10 protein-coding genes and 2 pseudogenes are annotated in these 15,080 nt (G+C 65.4%); 9 read left to right on the top strand and 3 right to left on the bottom strand.

Features of this window, described 5'->3' with window-relative positions:
• Positions 1-21: 21 nt before the first annotated feature.
• The 3 genes from IAE37_RS17030 to IAE37_RS17020 all read right to left on the bottom strand — a co-directional run bounded on the left by IAE37_RS17030 (position 22) and on the right by IAE37_RS17020 (position 3,320).
• Positions 22-1,155, bottom strand: coding sequence for an acyl-CoA dehydrogenase family protein (locus tag IAE37_RS17030; RefSeq protein ID WP_201175415.1), 1,134 nt, complete (start codon positions 1,153-1,155; stop codon positions 22-24).
• Between the two features lie 130 nt (positions 1,156-1,285).
• Positions 1,286-2,191: a LysR family transcriptional regulator gene (locus tag IAE37_RS17025; protein WP_201175413.1), complete on the bottom strand. Its 906-nt coding sequence runs from the start codon at positions 2,189-2,191 to the stop codon at positions 1,286-1,288.
• Between the two features lie 82 nt (positions 2,192-2,273).
• Entirely contained in the window at positions 2,274-3,320 is a 1,047-nt protein-coding gene (locus IAE37_RS17020) for a LacI family DNA-binding transcriptional regulator (RefSeq protein WP_201175411.1), read from the bottom strand.
• Between the two features lie 261 nt (positions 3,321-3,581).
• Between IAE37_RS17020 and IAE37_RS17015 the strand changes: the two genes are divergently transcribed.
• The 9 genes and pseudogenes from IAE37_RS17015 to IAE37_RS16980 all read left to right on the top strand — a co-directional run bounded on the left by IAE37_RS17015 (position 3,582) and on the right by IAE37_RS16980 (position 15,042).
• Complete coding sequence (locus tag IAE37_RS17015; protein ID WP_201175409.1) at positions 3,582-5,795, top strand: TonB-dependent receptor; 2,214 nt, start codon at positions 3,582-3,584, stop codon at positions 5,793-5,795.
• Positions 5,796-5,865: 70 nt separating this feature from the next.
• Positions 5,866-7,200: an LLM class flavin-dependent oxidoreductase gene (locus tag IAE37_RS17010; protein ID WP_201175407.1), complete on the top strand. Its 1,335-nt coding sequence runs from the start codon at positions 5,866-5,868 to the stop codon at positions 7,198-7,200.
• Positions 7,197-8,240: an L-glyceraldehyde 3-phosphate reductase gene (mgrA, locus tag IAE37_RS17005; RefSeq protein WP_201175406.1), complete on the top strand. Its 1,044-nt coding sequence runs from the start codon at positions 7,197-7,199 to the stop codon at positions 8,238-8,240. Before IAE37_RS17010 ends, mgrA begins: the two co-directional genes overlap by 4 nt.
• Before the next feature lie 3 nt (positions 8,241-8,243).
• On the top strand, positions 8,244-9,173 hold the full coding sequence (locus IAE37_RS17000; RefSeq protein WP_201175405.1) for an aliphatic sulfonate ABC transporter substrate-binding protein: 930 nt from the start codon (positions 8,244-8,246) through the stop codon (positions 9,171-9,173).
• A gap of 132 nt (positions 9,174-9,305) precedes the next feature.
• Positions 9,306-10,130 (top strand): annotated as a pseudogene (locus IAE37_RS29240) (cache domain-containing protein); the annotation flags it as partial.
• A gap of 363 nt (positions 10,131-10,493) precedes the next feature.
• Positions 10,494-10,988: pseudogene (locus IAE37_RS29235) on the top strand (methyl-accepting chemotaxis protein); the annotation flags it as partial.
• Positions 10,989-11,179: 191 nt separating this feature from the next.
• The gene (locus IAE37_RS16990) at positions 11,180-11,929 is read left to right on the top strand and encodes a gluconate 2-dehydrogenase subunit 3 family protein (protein ID WP_201175403.1); all 750 of its coding nucleotides are present in this window, start codon (positions 11,180-11,182) and stop codon (positions 11,927-11,929) included.
• A gap of 2 nt (positions 11,930-11,931) precedes the next feature.
• Positions 11,932-13,707, top strand: coding sequence for a GMC family oxidoreductase (locus IAE37_RS16985; protein ID WP_201175402.1), 1,776 nt, complete (start codon positions 11,932-11,934; stop codon positions 13,705-13,707).
• Between the two features lie 12 nt (positions 13,708-13,719).
• Positions 13,720-15,042 (top strand): cytochrome c, encoded by a 1,323-nt coding sequence (locus IAE37_RS16980; RefSeq protein WP_201175401.1) that lies wholly within the window; start codon positions 13,720-13,722, stop codon positions 15,040-15,042.
• Positions 15,043-15,080 lie beyond the last annotated feature (38 nt).

Raw genomic sequence — 15,080 nt, 5'->3', positions numbered from 1 at the left:
AGCGACGATGCGATGTCGGGTTTACCCGCGCACAAGCAACGCCGTGCGCCCGACCTGCCCCAGCACCACATCGTCCTGGGGCGTATGGATGCGGCTGCACAGCACATCGCGATAATGCCGCTCCAGCGGGTTGCGCCGTGACAGGCCAGGGTTGCCGGCAGCTTCTATGGCCAGTTCCACTGCCTCGATGGCATTGCGGCTGACCAGGTGCTTGAGCTGACCTGCATGCTTTGGCTCGACTTGCCCTGCAACCGCAGAGTCCAGCAGCGTCTGGTTGGCGAAGAGCAGCGTATCGATGCGCCCGACCGTGTCCTGGAAGCGCGCCAGGCTGGCCAGCGGCGCCCCCAGGTTGGACGGCGTGCGGTCTTTGAGAAACCCCACCAACCAGTCGCGGGCAGCCTGGGCCACGCCGTCGTACAGCGCGGGCAGCAGCACCGACATCCACAACAGCGCGCTGCCATCGAGCTCGGGACTGGGAGCGCTGGCGGGGCTGACGCTGACAGCGTGGTCGAGCGGGATGAGCACATCGTCGAAGCGCACTTCATGGCTGCAGGTAGCGCGCATGCCCAGGTGATCCCAGTCCTCGACGATGCTGATTCCGGGAGTATCCTTGTGCACCAGGTAGGTCCCTACCAGCGGGTCCTGATCGTCGCTGCGCGCCCACACCAGATACCAGGTCAGGCCGTGGCTGCCGGTCGAATAGATCTTGCGCCCCGACAGCCGCCAGCCCTCGGCGCTGCGCCGTGCCACGGTAGCCGGCAGCCCGCCGCGGGACGGGCTGCCCAGTTCCGGCTCGACGCGAAAGGCGTTGATCAGCGCACCATCGACCACCGCTTCGCGGGCGACACGCTGGTACAGGTGGTCGGGCCATCGGGTCTCGTGCCGCAAGCGAAAATGCTGCAGGTACTGCATGGAAAGGATCAGCGCCGTGGCCGGGTCGCCCTTGCCGACTGCGGCGATCACCTGGCGTGCGCTGGCCAGGTCGGCACCACCACCGCCCAGCGCCTCCGGCACGGTCAGGCCCAGCAGGCGGTGCTGGTGGAGCAGGGCGAAGTTGTCGGCGGGGAACTCGCCGCTGCGGTCATAGCGCTCGGCGTTCGCGGCCAGGGCCTGGGTCAGTTCGGCAAGGACGCCTGGGGAAAGCGGGTGACTCATGGGCATTCATCCCTGAAATACGGAAGTTCGTGGAACCGTATTCGCCGGGATGAATGCTGTAAAAGTCTTTTTTCTTCTATGCTAATTATCAGTTAACGGTATTTAGGCTATTTGTCATTATGCGGATATATCATTTATCGCCGCCTTCCGCCTGAAGGCTTTGCCCGGCGATTTCACCAAACAACTCCACCGGCTCCTGCAGGTTGCCCAGATAGCGCGGATGGAACAGCCACAAGTCCACCTGGGGCTTGAAGTCGGTCACGTTGAGCACATCCAGCGCCTCGCGGTGGCGGCTCGCCAGCAGCAACGGCTCAGGCACCAGGCCCAGCCCCTGGCCGTTGGCTACCAGCCCCAGTTGCAGGTCGGTACCGAAGGTCTCCAGGTTGATCGACAGGCTCAGGCCCTGTTCGCTCAATGCCCGTTGCAGCCCGGCGCGGAAGCCGCAGCCATCGGGGTTGAGTACCCAGCCACGGGTGTAGCAGTCGCGCAGCTTGTAGCTGCGCTTGCTGGCGCTGCCCTTGGCTGCGACCACGCGCAGGGGCATGCGCGCAATGGACTGGCTGGCGATGCCCTCGGGGAAGATCTTGCCTGGCGGGAACAGCGCCGCAGCCGCATCGAGTTCGGCGTTCTCCATGCGTGCTATGAGGCTGCTGCCCCAGCCACTGGTAACCTGCGTGCGCAGTTGGGGATAGGCGTCGTGCAGGCGCCCCAGGGCATCGAGCAGCACCACATCGCCCAGGGTCTGTGGCACGCCCAGGCGCAGGGTGCCCGACGGCGCACCATCGTTGGCCACCAGTTCGCGCAGCGAGTCGATCTCGCGCAGGATGGCCTTGCATTGCTCGTAGACCCGCAAGCCCATGGGGGTGGGCTTGAGCGGCTTGGTGTTGCGGTCGAGGAGGGTGGCGCCAAGGTCTTCCTCGAAGTTCTGCACCCGCCGCGTGATGGCTGGCTGTGTAAGCTGCAGGGCCTCGGCGGCAAGGTTGGTCGACTGGCAACGGATGACTGCCACGAAGGCGTCCATGTCATCGATTTTCATATTCGGCGCTCACATATTGGGGCTGTGGGACATACCTGGCGAGCATAATCCTCTATGGCCTGGTTGTCACAGCCCGCGCGGCTCAAGCGCTCTCGCGCACCACCAACTGGCACGCGAGCAGGTTCAGCCGCGGCACCTCGCCGTCCGCGGCGATTGCCCCCAGGTGTTGCAGCACGCGCAGCGCCGCCAGTTCGCCGATTTCCCGCGAGGGCGGGCGCAGGGTGGTCAGGCTGGGCAGCAGCATATCGGCGAACGGGTAGTCGCCAAACCCCATGATCGCCATGTCGTCTGGCAGTTTCAGGCCCGCACGCTGGCCGGCGAGCAGGGCGCCGGCGGCCAGGTTGTCGTTGGCGAAGATGATCGCCTGGGGCCGCGGCTCGGCCTGCATCAGCGCCACCATGGCTTGCTTGCCCGCCTCGAACGGTGCGCAGTCGGCCGCTGGCGCGAACACGCAGGGCTCGAGCCCTGCCTCGGCGAGCACCTCGAGATAGCCGTCACGCCGTTCCAGTGCGCTGAAGTCGCCAGGGGCGCTGTTCTGCACGAAGGCTATGCGCCGATGACCTTGTTCCAGCAGATAGCGGCAGGCCTGCACGCCCACTTGATGGTGCAGGAAACCGACTTGCAGTGGTGCGCGCTCGGGGCGGTAGTCCCAGATTTCCACCACCGGCACATCGGCTTCGGCCAGCATTTTCTCGGTGGCCGGACTGTGGAAATGGCTGGTCACCACCAGCGCCGCCGGCGACCAGCCGAGGAACGCCCGCACCGCGCTTTCTTCCTGCGCCTCGTCGAAGTAGCTGGAGGCCAGCAGCAACTGGTAGCCGTGCCGGCTCAAGGTATCGCTGAACGCTTCGATGGTGTGGGCGAAGATCGGCCCGGAGATGTTCGGGATGACCATGCCGACGATACGCCCGCGCGCCGAGGCGAGCCCGCCCGCCACGAGGTTCGGCACATAGCCCAATGCCTGCACGGCGGCCTCGATGCGCTCGCGCAAGGGCGGCGAAACCTGCTCTGGCTGGTTGAAGTAGCGTGACACGCTGATGGCCGAGACATCGGCCGCCCGCGCCACTTCGTTGAGGGTCACGCGGCCGGCACTGCGGCGTTTGCGGGTGGGTTCCTTGGCTTGGCTCACGCGCTGGCTTCCTGGGGAAATGGGGCGATGTTAGCGCTAACGCAGAGGTCGCTGACAAATAGCTTTATTGCATATAAATCTGACTTTTTATTATTTGACCTGCTAAGCATCAGCCTCGGATACTTGCCAATGTTAGCGCTAACAAGCGCAGCTGTTGGCAAGCGCCTGCCACTCGCACGAGCGAGACCAGACACCCGCAGCCGTTTTCGTGTAGGCCCCCATTTCGCGGGTCTGGTCTGGTTCCTGAAGGCAGTGAGCATCATGCAAACACGTCGTACGACATTTCCGTTCAAGCAACGCCAACCCCTGGCCGCCGCAGTGTTGCTGGCCGCGTTCGGCCAGGCCAGCCAGGCTGCCGAGCCAGCCGGGCAGGTGCCGCAGGCCACCGCGCTCGGCGCCGTGACCGTGACCGCCACGCGTCGTGAAGCCACCTTGAAGGAGGTACCGGTGGCCGTCTCGGTGATCGATGGCGAACAACTGGAGCGCGACAACCGCAACAACGTTGCCAGCATCGTCCAGCAAGTGCCGACCCTGAACTATCGCGCCGGCGCCTCGAACAAGGACACCTCGTTGTTCATCCGTGGCGTGGGCACCATTTCCACCTCGCCGGGCGTCGAGCCGACCGTGGCCACGGTGGTCGACGGCGTGGTGTTCGGCCGCCCGGGGCAGTCGACCCTGGACCTGCTCGACCTGGAGCGCATCGAAGTGCTGCGCGGCCCGCAGGGCACACTGTTCGGCAAGAACGCCTCGGCCGGCGTACTGAACATCGTCAGCAAGGCGATTCCCGAGCAGGCCCAGGGCTACGTTGACTACTCGCACTTCGGCGGGGGCGATGAGAACCGCCTGCGTTTTGGCATTGGCGGGCGCCTGAACGACCAGCTCAAGGGCTCGTTGAGCACCCTCTGGGGCGACTACGATGGCAACGTCGAGAACGTCGTCAACGGCCATGAGGTCAACGGTTACGAACGCAAGGGCGTGCGCGGCAAGCTGGAGTTCGAGCCGCGCGACGACCTGCGCCTGACGCTGATCGGCGACTACATGAAGGGCGAGGACACCTTGCCCAGCGGCGTGATCACCAGCGCCAGCGATGCCTTCACCCGACAGCTCGGCGGCGTGCGTCCGAGCGCCCACAACCGCGACATCAGCAGTGATTTCAAGACTCATGTCGAGGACGAGAACCAAGGGCTCTCGGCCCAGCTCGATTGGCAACTGGGCGACTACACCCTGACCTCGATCAGCGCCTGGCGCGGTTGGGACAACACCCAGTACCAGGACGGCGACCGTCGCGCCTTGCTGCCCGTCACCGCCTCCCACGACAAGGGCACGGTGGACTACGACCAATACAGCCAGGAACTGCGCCTGACCTCACCCAAAGGCCAGTTCAACGAGTACGTGCTCGGCGCCTTCTACATGCACGGCACCTCGAACGAGACCTACCGGCGCCTGTCGGTCAACGGCGGGGTGGCCGACAGTGGCCGCGCCGACTACTCGACGACCAACGACAGCGTGGCGCTGTTCGGCGAGAACACCTTCAACTTCACCGATGACTTGCGTGCGATCTTCGGGCTGCGCTGGACCCACGATGATCTCGATTACGACCACCGTCGCGTGTCCTCTTCGGCCACTGCAGTCACCGGTATCCAGCCCTCGACTTCCAGCTCCGGTTCCGTGGACGAAGACGGCTGGAGCGGCCGCACCGGACTGCAGTACGATTTCAACGACAACCTGACCGGCTACCTGACCTACTCGCGTGGCTACAAGGGCCCGGCCTACAACGTGTTCTTCAACATGCAGCCGCGCGATACCGAGGCCCTCAAGCCGGAAACCTCCGATGCCTACGAAGTCGGCCTCAAGAGCACGGCGCTGGATAACCGCCTGACCGCCAACCTGGCGATATTCCACACCGACTACGACAACTACCAGGCCAACTTCTACGACACCGTGGCCAACCAGGTGGTGACGCGCCTGGTCAATGCCGGCAAGGTCAAGACCCAGGGCGTCGAGCTCGATGCCAGCTTCCAGGCGACCCGCCAGCTGAAGCTGTCCACTGCGGTGGCCTACACCAAGGCCCGGGTCGATCACTTCAATTGCCCGGCCGGCGCGGCGGCCAGCTGCGACATCGACGGTGGCCGCCTGCCGTTCACCCCGGACTGGAAGGCCTACCTGCGTGCCGACTACGTGATCCCGCTGGACAACGGTCTGGATGTCGAGCTGTCCAGCGACTACAGCTGGCAGGACTCGGTGCAGTTCAGCCTCGACCAGAACCCCGACACCGTGCAGGGCGCCTATGGCATCTGGAACGCCAGCGTGGCCCTGGCCGATTACGCCAACGGCTGGCGCGTGGCCTTGCTCGGCAAGAACTTGGGCGACAAGTCGTATGCACAGATGCTCGCCAGTGGCGGCGACTACATCTACCGCGCCGTGCCGCGTGACGACGGGCGCTACTTCGGCGTGCAGTTGCGCAAGGATTTCTGATCGCGTCGCGGCCTTCGCGGGGCAAGCCCGCGAAGGGCTGCAAGGCGGCCCCAATCAAGGACCCCAAAGCATGAATCGTCAAATGAGCCTCGGCGCCTTCCTCATGGCCACCGGGCACCACATCGCCGCCTGGCGTCACCCGGATGTGCCGGCCGATCCGCTGGATTTCTCCAGCTACCGCCGCGCCGCCGAAATCGCCGAAGCGGCCTGCTTCGACGCGCTGTTCGTCGCCGACAGCGTGGCCGCGCCCAGCGATACCCTGGCCAGCCACAGCGCCCGGTCGGTGTACTTCGAGCCGTTGACCCTGCTCTCGGCGCTGAGCGTCGTGACCGAACGCATCGGCCTGATCGCCACGGCGACCACCAGCTACAACGAGCCGTACCACATAGCACGCAAGTACGCCTCGCTCGACCATCTTTCTGGCGGGCGTGCCGGCTGGAACCTGGTGACTTCGGATGCTGCCGCCGAGGCCGGCAACTTCGGCCGCAGTGCCCACATTCCTCACGCCGAGCGCTATGCGCGGGCCCGCGAGTTCCAGCAGGTGGTGCAAGGTTTGTGGGACAGCTGGGCGGATGATGCCTTCGTCCGGGACAAGGCCCAGGGCGTATTCCATCACCCCGACGCGGTACGTACCCTCGACCATGTCGGCGAGCATTTCCGCGTGCGTGGCCCGTTGAACGTCGCCCGCTCGCCCCAGGGCCGTCCTGTGCTGGTACAGGCCGGCTCTTCGGAAACCGGCCGTGAGCTGGCAGCCGAAAGCGCCGAAGTGGTGTTTACCGCGCAGCCCAGCCTGGCCCGGGCCCAGGCATTCTATGCCGACCTCAAGGGGCGGCTGCAGCGCTACGGGCGTAGCGAGGATTCGCTGAAGATCATGCCGGGGGTGTTCGTCGTTGTCGGCCGTAGCGTCGCCGAAGCCGAGGACAAGTACCAGCAGTTCCAGGCGCTGGTCGACCCGAGGGTAGGCGTGGCCTTGCTCGGGCGCATGCTCGGCAACTTCGATTTGTCCGGCTACCCGCTGGACGGCCCGCTGCCCGAACTGCCACCCACCGAGGATGGCCAGCGCAGCCGCCAGCAACTGCTGACCGAGCTGGCGGGCAGCGAGCAACTGACCTTGGCCGAACTGGGCCGGCGCATCGCCGGTGGGCGAGGGCACTACAGCCTGATCGGCACCCCGACGCAGATCGCCGACCAGCTCCAGGCCTGGTTCGAGGGGCGCGCCGCCGATGGCTTCAACCTGCTGGTGCCGCACCTGCCTGCCGGCCTGGAAGATTTTGCCAGCCTGGTGGTGCCTGAGCTGCAGCGGCGCGGCCTGTTCCGGCGCCAGTACCAGGGCCGCACCCTGCGTGAACACCTGGGCCTGGAGCGCCCTGCCAACCCCTATTTCGTCGACCGAGGTCAACCATGAGCTACACCGCCAACCCCGAGCGCTACACGCGCATGCCTTATCGCCGCGTCGGCCGCAGCGGCCTGGTGTTGCCGGCCCTGTCCCTGGGCCTGTGGCACAACTTCGGCGATGCCACGCCCATCGATACCCAGCGCGCCTTGCTGCGCACTGCATTCGACGCCGGCATCAACCACTTCGACCTGGCCAACAACTACGGCCCGCCGTACGGCAGCGCCGAGCGCAACTTCGGCCGCCTGTTGCGCGAGGACCTGCACCGCTACCGCGATGAACTGATCATCTCGACCAAGGCTGGCTGGGACATGTGGCCGGGCCCCTACGGCCAAGGCGGCAGTTCGCGCAAATACCTGCATGCCAGCCTCGACCAGAGCCTGCAGCGACTGGGGCTGGACTACGTCGACATCTTCTATTCGCACCGTTTCGACGCCGATACGCCTCTGGAGGAAACCGCCATCGCCCTGGCTGACATCGTGCGCCAGGGCAAGGCACTGTACATCGGCATCTCATCCTACTCGGCCGGCAAGACCCGTGAGATCGCCGACCTGCTGGCTGAGCTCAAGGTGCCGCTGCTGATCCACCAGCCTTCCTACAACCTGTTCAATCGCTGGGTCGAGCGCGACTTGCTGGACACCACCGCCGAACTGGGCACTGGCGTCATCGTCTTCACCGCCCTGGCCCAAGGCTTGCTCAGCGACAAGTACCTCGACGGCATCCCGGCCGACGCACGGGTCAACCGTGCAGGCGGCGGATCATTGCTGCCTGGCCACCTGTCGCCGGCCAACATCGCCCGCGCCCGGGCCCTGAACGAGATCGCCCGGCGACGTGGCCAAAGCCTGGCGCAGTTGGCCCTGGCCTGGACCCTTCGCGACCCGCGGGTGACCTCGGCGTTGATCGGGGCCAGCCGCCCCGAGCAGGTGATCGAGAACGTCGCCGCCCTCGACAACCTGGCGTTCAGCGCGGAAGAACTGGCCGAAATCGACCAGCACGCGGTGGAAGGCGGGATCAATCTCTGGGAAAAACCCTCGACCGACTGGAAGGAGTGAGCCATGGCCTGGTTACGCCTGGCCATGTTCGCATGGCTGGCCTTTGTCACCACCGCCCAGGCGGACGACCCGGCAAGTTTGCGCATCGGCTACCAGAAGGGCTCGATCAGCCTGGTGCTGGCCAAGCAGCACCAATTACTGGAAAAGCGCTTCGCCAACACCCGTATCGAATGGATCGAGTTCCCGGCCGGCCCGCAGATGCTCGAGGCGCTGAACATCGGTAGCCTGGACATCGGCTCGACGGGCGACATCCCGCCGATCTTCGCCCAGGCCGCCGGTGCCGACCTGCTGTACATCGCCGCCGAACCGCCCAAGCCCAAGGCCGAGGTGATCCTGGTGGCCAACGGCAGCGCGATCCAGTCGGTCGCTGAACTCAAGGGCAAGCGAATCGCCTTGCAGAAGGGCTCCAGCGCCCACAACCTGGTGCTGCGTGCCCTGGCCACGGCCGGCCTGGGCATGCGTGACGTGCAGCCGGTGTACCTGGCGCCGGCCGATGCGCGGGCGGCGTTCGAGCGCGGCAGCGTCGATGCCTGGGCCATCTGGGATCCGTTCTATTCCGCTATCGAACTGGAGGGCAAGGCCCGTGTGCTGGCCAATGGCGAGGGGCTGGGCCTGATCGGGCCGTTCATGCTCGGTGCTCGCGACTACGTCGAGGCCAATGGCGAGTTCGTCGACCGGTTGTTGGAGGAAGTCAACCGTGCCGAGGCACTCACGCGCAGCGACGAGGCCGGGAGCATCGCGCTACTGGCCGGTTTCATGGGTTTGCCGGAAGCGGTCGTGCGGCGAAGCTTCGGTCACCGCCCGGCTTCGCCGTTGCTGCCGATCAGCGCTGAGATCGTCGCGGCTCAGCAGCGCACGGCGCAGCTGTTCCTGGACAACCGGGTGCTGCCCAAGCGCGTGGACATTGCCGCTGCGGTCTGGCAGCGCGATTGACCATTCAGCGCTCGAAAGTGGGCGCTGAATCGATTTTCCTAAAGTTTGGCGTCAAAATGCCATCAAAAGCTTTCAAGATGTTTCATATCTGGCCGATAGGACATATCCACACGACCAGGAGGTGATCTGTCCATGAAGCTTACCGTGAAGAGCAAGCTGCTCTGCCTAGCCATCGTTCCCGCATTGCTGTTCGCGCTGATTCTCAGTGGCGTCGCCTCGTGGATGTTGCAGCGCAGCGCTACCGCAGAAATGAAAGAAGGACGCGAGAAACTGGTGGAGCGCAACCGCCAGGTACTGAAAAACTACGTGGACGTGGCCTTGACCACCATCCAGCCGCTGCACGATGCGTCCGCCCCCGGCGACCTGCAGGCCCGCGACAAGGCGCTCGAGTTGCTCAAGCCGGTCAAGTTCGGTGACGAGGGCTACTTCTTCGGCTACGACACCAAGGGCGTGCGGGTCTTCCGGGGCGACAGCCCGGCCGGCATCGGCACCAGCTTCTGGAATACCCGCGATCCCGATGGCTCGTACCACTACCAGACCTTCGTCGAGGTGGCCAAGAACGGCACTCACTACATCGACTACCAGGCGCCAAAGCCAGGTGACGAAGCGGTGCAAGTGCCGAAGCTCGGCTACACCGTGTACCTGCCGAAATGGGACCTGGTACTGGGCAGTGCGATCAACATGGACGACATCGACGCGGCCATGGCGCTGGAGCAGGCGGCGGTAGACAAGCGCACCCGCAGCATTCTGGTCAGTGTGTTCGTGGTGACCCTGGTGCTGCTGCTGGCCACTGCTGCCGTCGGCGCCTGGATCGCCAACAGCATCGTGCGCCCGCTGCGCGTGCTCAAGACCAACCTCGACGATATCGCTGCCGGCGACGGCGACCTGACCCACCGCCTGGCCATCACCAGCCGCGACGAGCTGGGCGACCTGGCAGCCTCGTTCAACCGCTTCGTCGAGAAGATCCATGGCATGGTCCGCCAGATCGCGCAGATGACCACCGACCTCGCCGGCCTGGTGGATCAGGCTACCCAGCAGACCCTGCGCTCCGAGCAGGCCATGCAGCGCCAGCGCGAGGAAACCGACCAGGTCGCCACCGCCATCCACGAAATGTCCGCCGCCGCCCAGGAAGTCGCTCGTAGCGCCCAGCGCGCCGCCGAGGCCGCCTCGGAAACCGACCAGCAAGGCCAGGCCGCGCGCAAGGTGGTGGGCTCGAGCATCAGCGGCATGAGCTCGCTGGTCGAAGACATCCAGCTCAGCGGCACCAGCCTCGACAGCCTGCAGCAGGACGTGCGTTCGATCGTATCGGTGCTCGACGTCATCCGCTCGATTGCCGAGCAGACCAACCTGCTGGCCCTCAACGCCGCCATCGAAGCCGCCCGTGCTGGTGAGGCCGGGCGTGGTTTTGCCGTGGTCGCCGACGAAGTCCGCGCGCTGGCCAGCCGCACCCAGCAGAGCACCCAGGAAATCCAGGGCATGATCACCCGCCTGGAAACCGGTACCCACGCCTCGGTCGAGGCCATGCGCCGTTCCACTGAAGCCGGGCAGGGCGCCAACGAGCAGACCAACGCGGTCGGCGCGTCGCTGGACTCGATCTCCGGCCTGATCGCCACCATCAATGCCATGAACGCACAGATCGCCAGCGCCGCCGAAGAGCAGACCTCGGTGGCCGAAGAGATCAACCGCAGCGTGCACCAGATCGCCGGTGCCGTGGAAAACCTCGCCGAGGAAACCGAGCAGAGCGCCAGCACCATGCGCGACGTTTCCACCCTTGGCGGCAACCTCAGCGCCCTGGTGCGTCAGTTCAAGATCTGAAGAAACGTTTAAGCAGCCTGCGGCGGTGGTCGCGGGCGGCAATTGCTGGTTTAGTGACGTCTGATTGCTTAGCTAGATAATTGTTAGCTGGCCATCATCTGGCGCGGTGCCGAGGATCGGTCCGCGCGGCTCATGAAGACAAACATAAGAAAAAAGCACTCCCCGTGTTTAGCCCAAGGAGTAGAAGCACGATGCTCGATGACGATACATCACCCGCACGGCGTGATTTCCTGCGCAAGTCGCTGACGCTGATCCCGGTGGTCACCCTGGCCAGCGCCGGTGTTCCCGCCACCACCTTCGCCCAGACCCCGGCCAGCGATGCAGCGGCAAAGCCCGAGGCGGTACCTGCACAAGCGGCCGGCGACTACAAACCGACCTTCTTCAGCCCCGAGGAATGGACCTTCCTGATCGCTGCGTGCGACCGCCTGATCCCCTCCGACCACGTCGGCCCTGGCGCCGTGGAACTGGGCGTGCCCGAGTTCCTCGACCGGCACATGCAGACACCCTATGCCAACGGCGCCATCTGGTACATGCAGGGGCCGTTCCTCGAGGCGGCACCGGAATTTGGCTACCAGGGCCGCCTGAACCTGCGCGAAACGCTGCGCATCGGTATCAAGGCGTTCGACGGCCACTGCCGCAAGGCATTCGACGGCAAGGCCTTCGCCGAACTGTCCCACGCCCAGCAGGAAGACCTGCTCAAGGCCGCGGAAGCCGGCAAGCTGGCCCTGGACGATATTTCCGCGAAGCTGTTCTTCAGCAGCCTGCTCGGCGAAGTGCGCAATGGCTACTTCGCCGACCCGTCGCATGGCGGCAACAAGAACATGGGGGCCTGGAAGATGATCGGCTACCCGGGCATGCGTGCCGACTACATGGACTGGGTAACGGTGCGTGACAAGCCGTATCCGTTCCCACCCGTGGACCTGGCCGGACGGAGAGGCTGAACATGGCAAATGCAAAACCGAAAGTGGACGCCGTCATCGTCGGCATGGGTTGGACCGGGGCGATCCTGGCCAAGGAACTGACCGACGCCGGCTTGCACGTGGTGGTGCTCGAACGTGGCGCCGACCGCGACACGCAGCCGGACTTCGCCTACCCCAAGGTGGTCGACGAGCTGGAAGGTTCGGTGCACCGCCGCTACCTGCAGAGCCTGGCCCAGGAAACCGTCACCGCGCGGCACAACCCCACCGCGACCGCCGTGCCGTACCGGCAGATGGGCTCGTTCAAGCCCGGTACCGGCGTCGGCGGTGCCGGCAGCCATTGGTCCGGCTGCCACTTCCGTGCGCTGCCCGAGGACTTCAAGCTGCGCAGCAACGTCGAACAGCGCTACGGCGCCAAGTTCATTCCCTCGGACATGAGCATCCAGGACTTCCCGATCACCTACGAAGACCTCGAGCCGCATTTCGACCACTTCGAGCACGTCTGTGGCACTTCGGGCAAGGCCGGCATCATCAAGGGTGTACGCCAGCCTGGCGGCAACCCGTTCGAAGGTTCGCGCTCGCGTGAATTCCCGCTGGGCCCCAACCCCAACTACCTGGGCGCGGAGATGTTCTACAAGGGTGCCCGCGAGATGGGCTGGGACCCGTACCCGATCCCGGCGTCGAACGCTTCGGGGCCGTACGTCAACCCCTACGGTTGCCAGATGGGCCCGTGCAACGCCTGTGGTTTCTGCAGCGACTACGGCTGCCTGAACTACTCCAAGGCCAGCCCGAACATCAGCATCCTGCCGGTGTTGCGCCAGCGCAAGAACTTCGAGCTGCGCACCCACGCCCAGGTGCTCAAGGTGAACCTCGACAGCGATGGCAAGAAAGCCACTGGCGTGACCTACCTCGACGCGCAAGGCCGTGAGATCGAGCAGCCGGCCGACCTGGTGCTGCTGTGCGCGTTCTCGCTGTACAACGTGCACCTGATGCTGCTGTCGGGCATCGGCAAACCCTACGATCCGCAGACCGGCGAAGGCACGGTGGGCCGTAACTACTCCTACCAGAACCTCAACCGCGTGGTGCTGTTCTTCGACAAGGACGTGCAGGCCAACCAGTTCATCGGAATCGGCGGCGCCGGCACCACCATGGACAACCTCAACGGCAACCAGCTCGACAATGCCAAGGCCGGCTTCGTCGGTGGCGGCATCATCTGGGCTCGCCAACCGGGCGCCGGGCCGGTGCGCGGCATCAACGTGCCACCGGGCACGCCGAACTGGGGCACGGCCTGGAAGCAGGCGGCCAGCGATTCGTTCCGTCACTCGTTCTACTTCGAGGTGCAGGGCGCCTGCATGTCGTACAAGCAGCACTACCTGAGCCTCGATCCGACCTACAAGGACGCCTTCGGCCGGCCGCTGCTGCGCATGACCTTCGACTGGCACGACAACGAGGTCAAGGCCTCGCAGTTCCTGGTCGGCAAGGCCCTGGAGATGTCCAAGGTGCTCAACCCCAGCGCGCTCTCGGGCGATGCCAAGAAACCGGGCGAGCACTACAACATCACCAAGTACCAGAGCACCCACACCTGTGGCGGCGCGATCATGGGCAGCGACCCGAAGACCTCGGCGCTGAACCGCTATCTGCAGTCCTGGGACGTGCACAACGTGTTCGCCATCGGCGCCAACGCCTTCCCGCAGAACAACGGCTACAACCCGACCGGCATGGTCGGTGCGTTGGCCTACTGGTCGGCCAAGGCGATTCGCGAACAGTACCTGAAAAACCCTGGCCCGCTGGTTCACGCCTAAGGAGAAATGACCATGAAGAAGTTTCTCCTGCGCCTGATCGCCCTGGCGCTGCTGGTGTTCGTCGCCGTGCTGGCGTACGCCTTGTGGCCAACCACCACCGCACCGCTCGCGCGGTTGGCCAGCGTCGACCAGGCGCTGATCGACAAGGGCCGCTACCTGGCCGATGCCGGTGACTGCACCGCCTGCCATACCAGCAAGGACGGCAAGCCGTTCGCCGGTGGCCTGGCGATCGCCTCGCCGATCGGCACCCTGTACAGCACCAACATCACGCCGGACAAGGACACCGGCATCGGCAACTACTCGCTCGACGCGTTCGACCGGGCCCTGCGCCACGGCATCGCCGCCAACGGCGACAGCCTGTACCCAGCGATGCCGTATCCGGCCTATGCCCGGGTCAGCGATGACGATGTGCGGGCACTGTATGCCTACTTCATGCAGGGCGTGGCCCCGGTCAAGGCCGAGAATCGTACCAACGACGTGCCTTGGCCGTTGTCGATGCGCTGGCCGCTGGCGATCTGGCGCAAGGTGTTCGCACCTACGCCGCAGGCCGTTACCTTCGATGCCGGTCGCTATGCCGACGCTCAGGTCGCGCGCGGTGCCTACCTGGTGCAAGGCCTTGGCCACTGTGGCAGCTGCCATACGCCACGGGCGGCAACCCTGCAGGAAAAGGCCCTGGACGAGTCTGGCGAAGCGTTCCTGGCCGGTGGTCCGGTGATCGATGGCTGGCTGGCGGTGAACCTGCGTGGCAACCCGGCCGACGGCCTGGGCGCCTGGAGCCGCGAGGATATCGTCGCGACCCTGCGCAGTGCCCGCAGCCCAACCCATGCAGTACTCGGTGGGGCCATGGGCGATGTGGTGGTGCACAGCACCCAGCACCTGGGTGACGATGACTTGCAGGCCATTGCCGCCTACCTCAAGACCCTGCCGGCGAGCGCTAACTCGGTGTCGTCGTTCAAGGCCGACCCGGCCACCGCCAAGGCATTGCAGGCCGGTCAGGAAAGTGGCCGTGGTGCCGAGCTCTACGTCGACAACTGCGCCGCCTGCCACCGTACCGACGGCCTGGGTTATGCGCGGGTGTTCCCGAAGATCGCCGGCAACTCCTCGGTGCTGTCCGCAGACCCCGTATCGATGATCCGCCTGGTGCTGCACGGCAGCAAGCTGCCGTCTACTGCCACTGCGCCTTCGGAACTGGGCATGCCGGGCTTCGCCTGGCGCATGAGCGATGAGGAAGTGGCGCAGCTGCTGACCTTCGTGCGCAGCAGCTGGGGCAACCAGGCACCGGAAGTGACTGCGGCCAGTGTGGCCAAGGTCCGCGCGACCCTGGCCAGCGAGTAGCCCTGTAGGAGCGGCTTCAGCCGCGAAGCAAGCGACGC

The sequence above is a fragment of the Pseudomonas sp. S31 genome (assembly GCF_016648105.1).
Classification (GTDB): Bacteria; Pseudomonadota; Gammaproteobacteria; order Pseudomonadales; family Pseudomonadaceae; genus Aquipseudomonas.
This window is presented reverse-complemented; position numbering and strand designations above follow the sequence as displayed.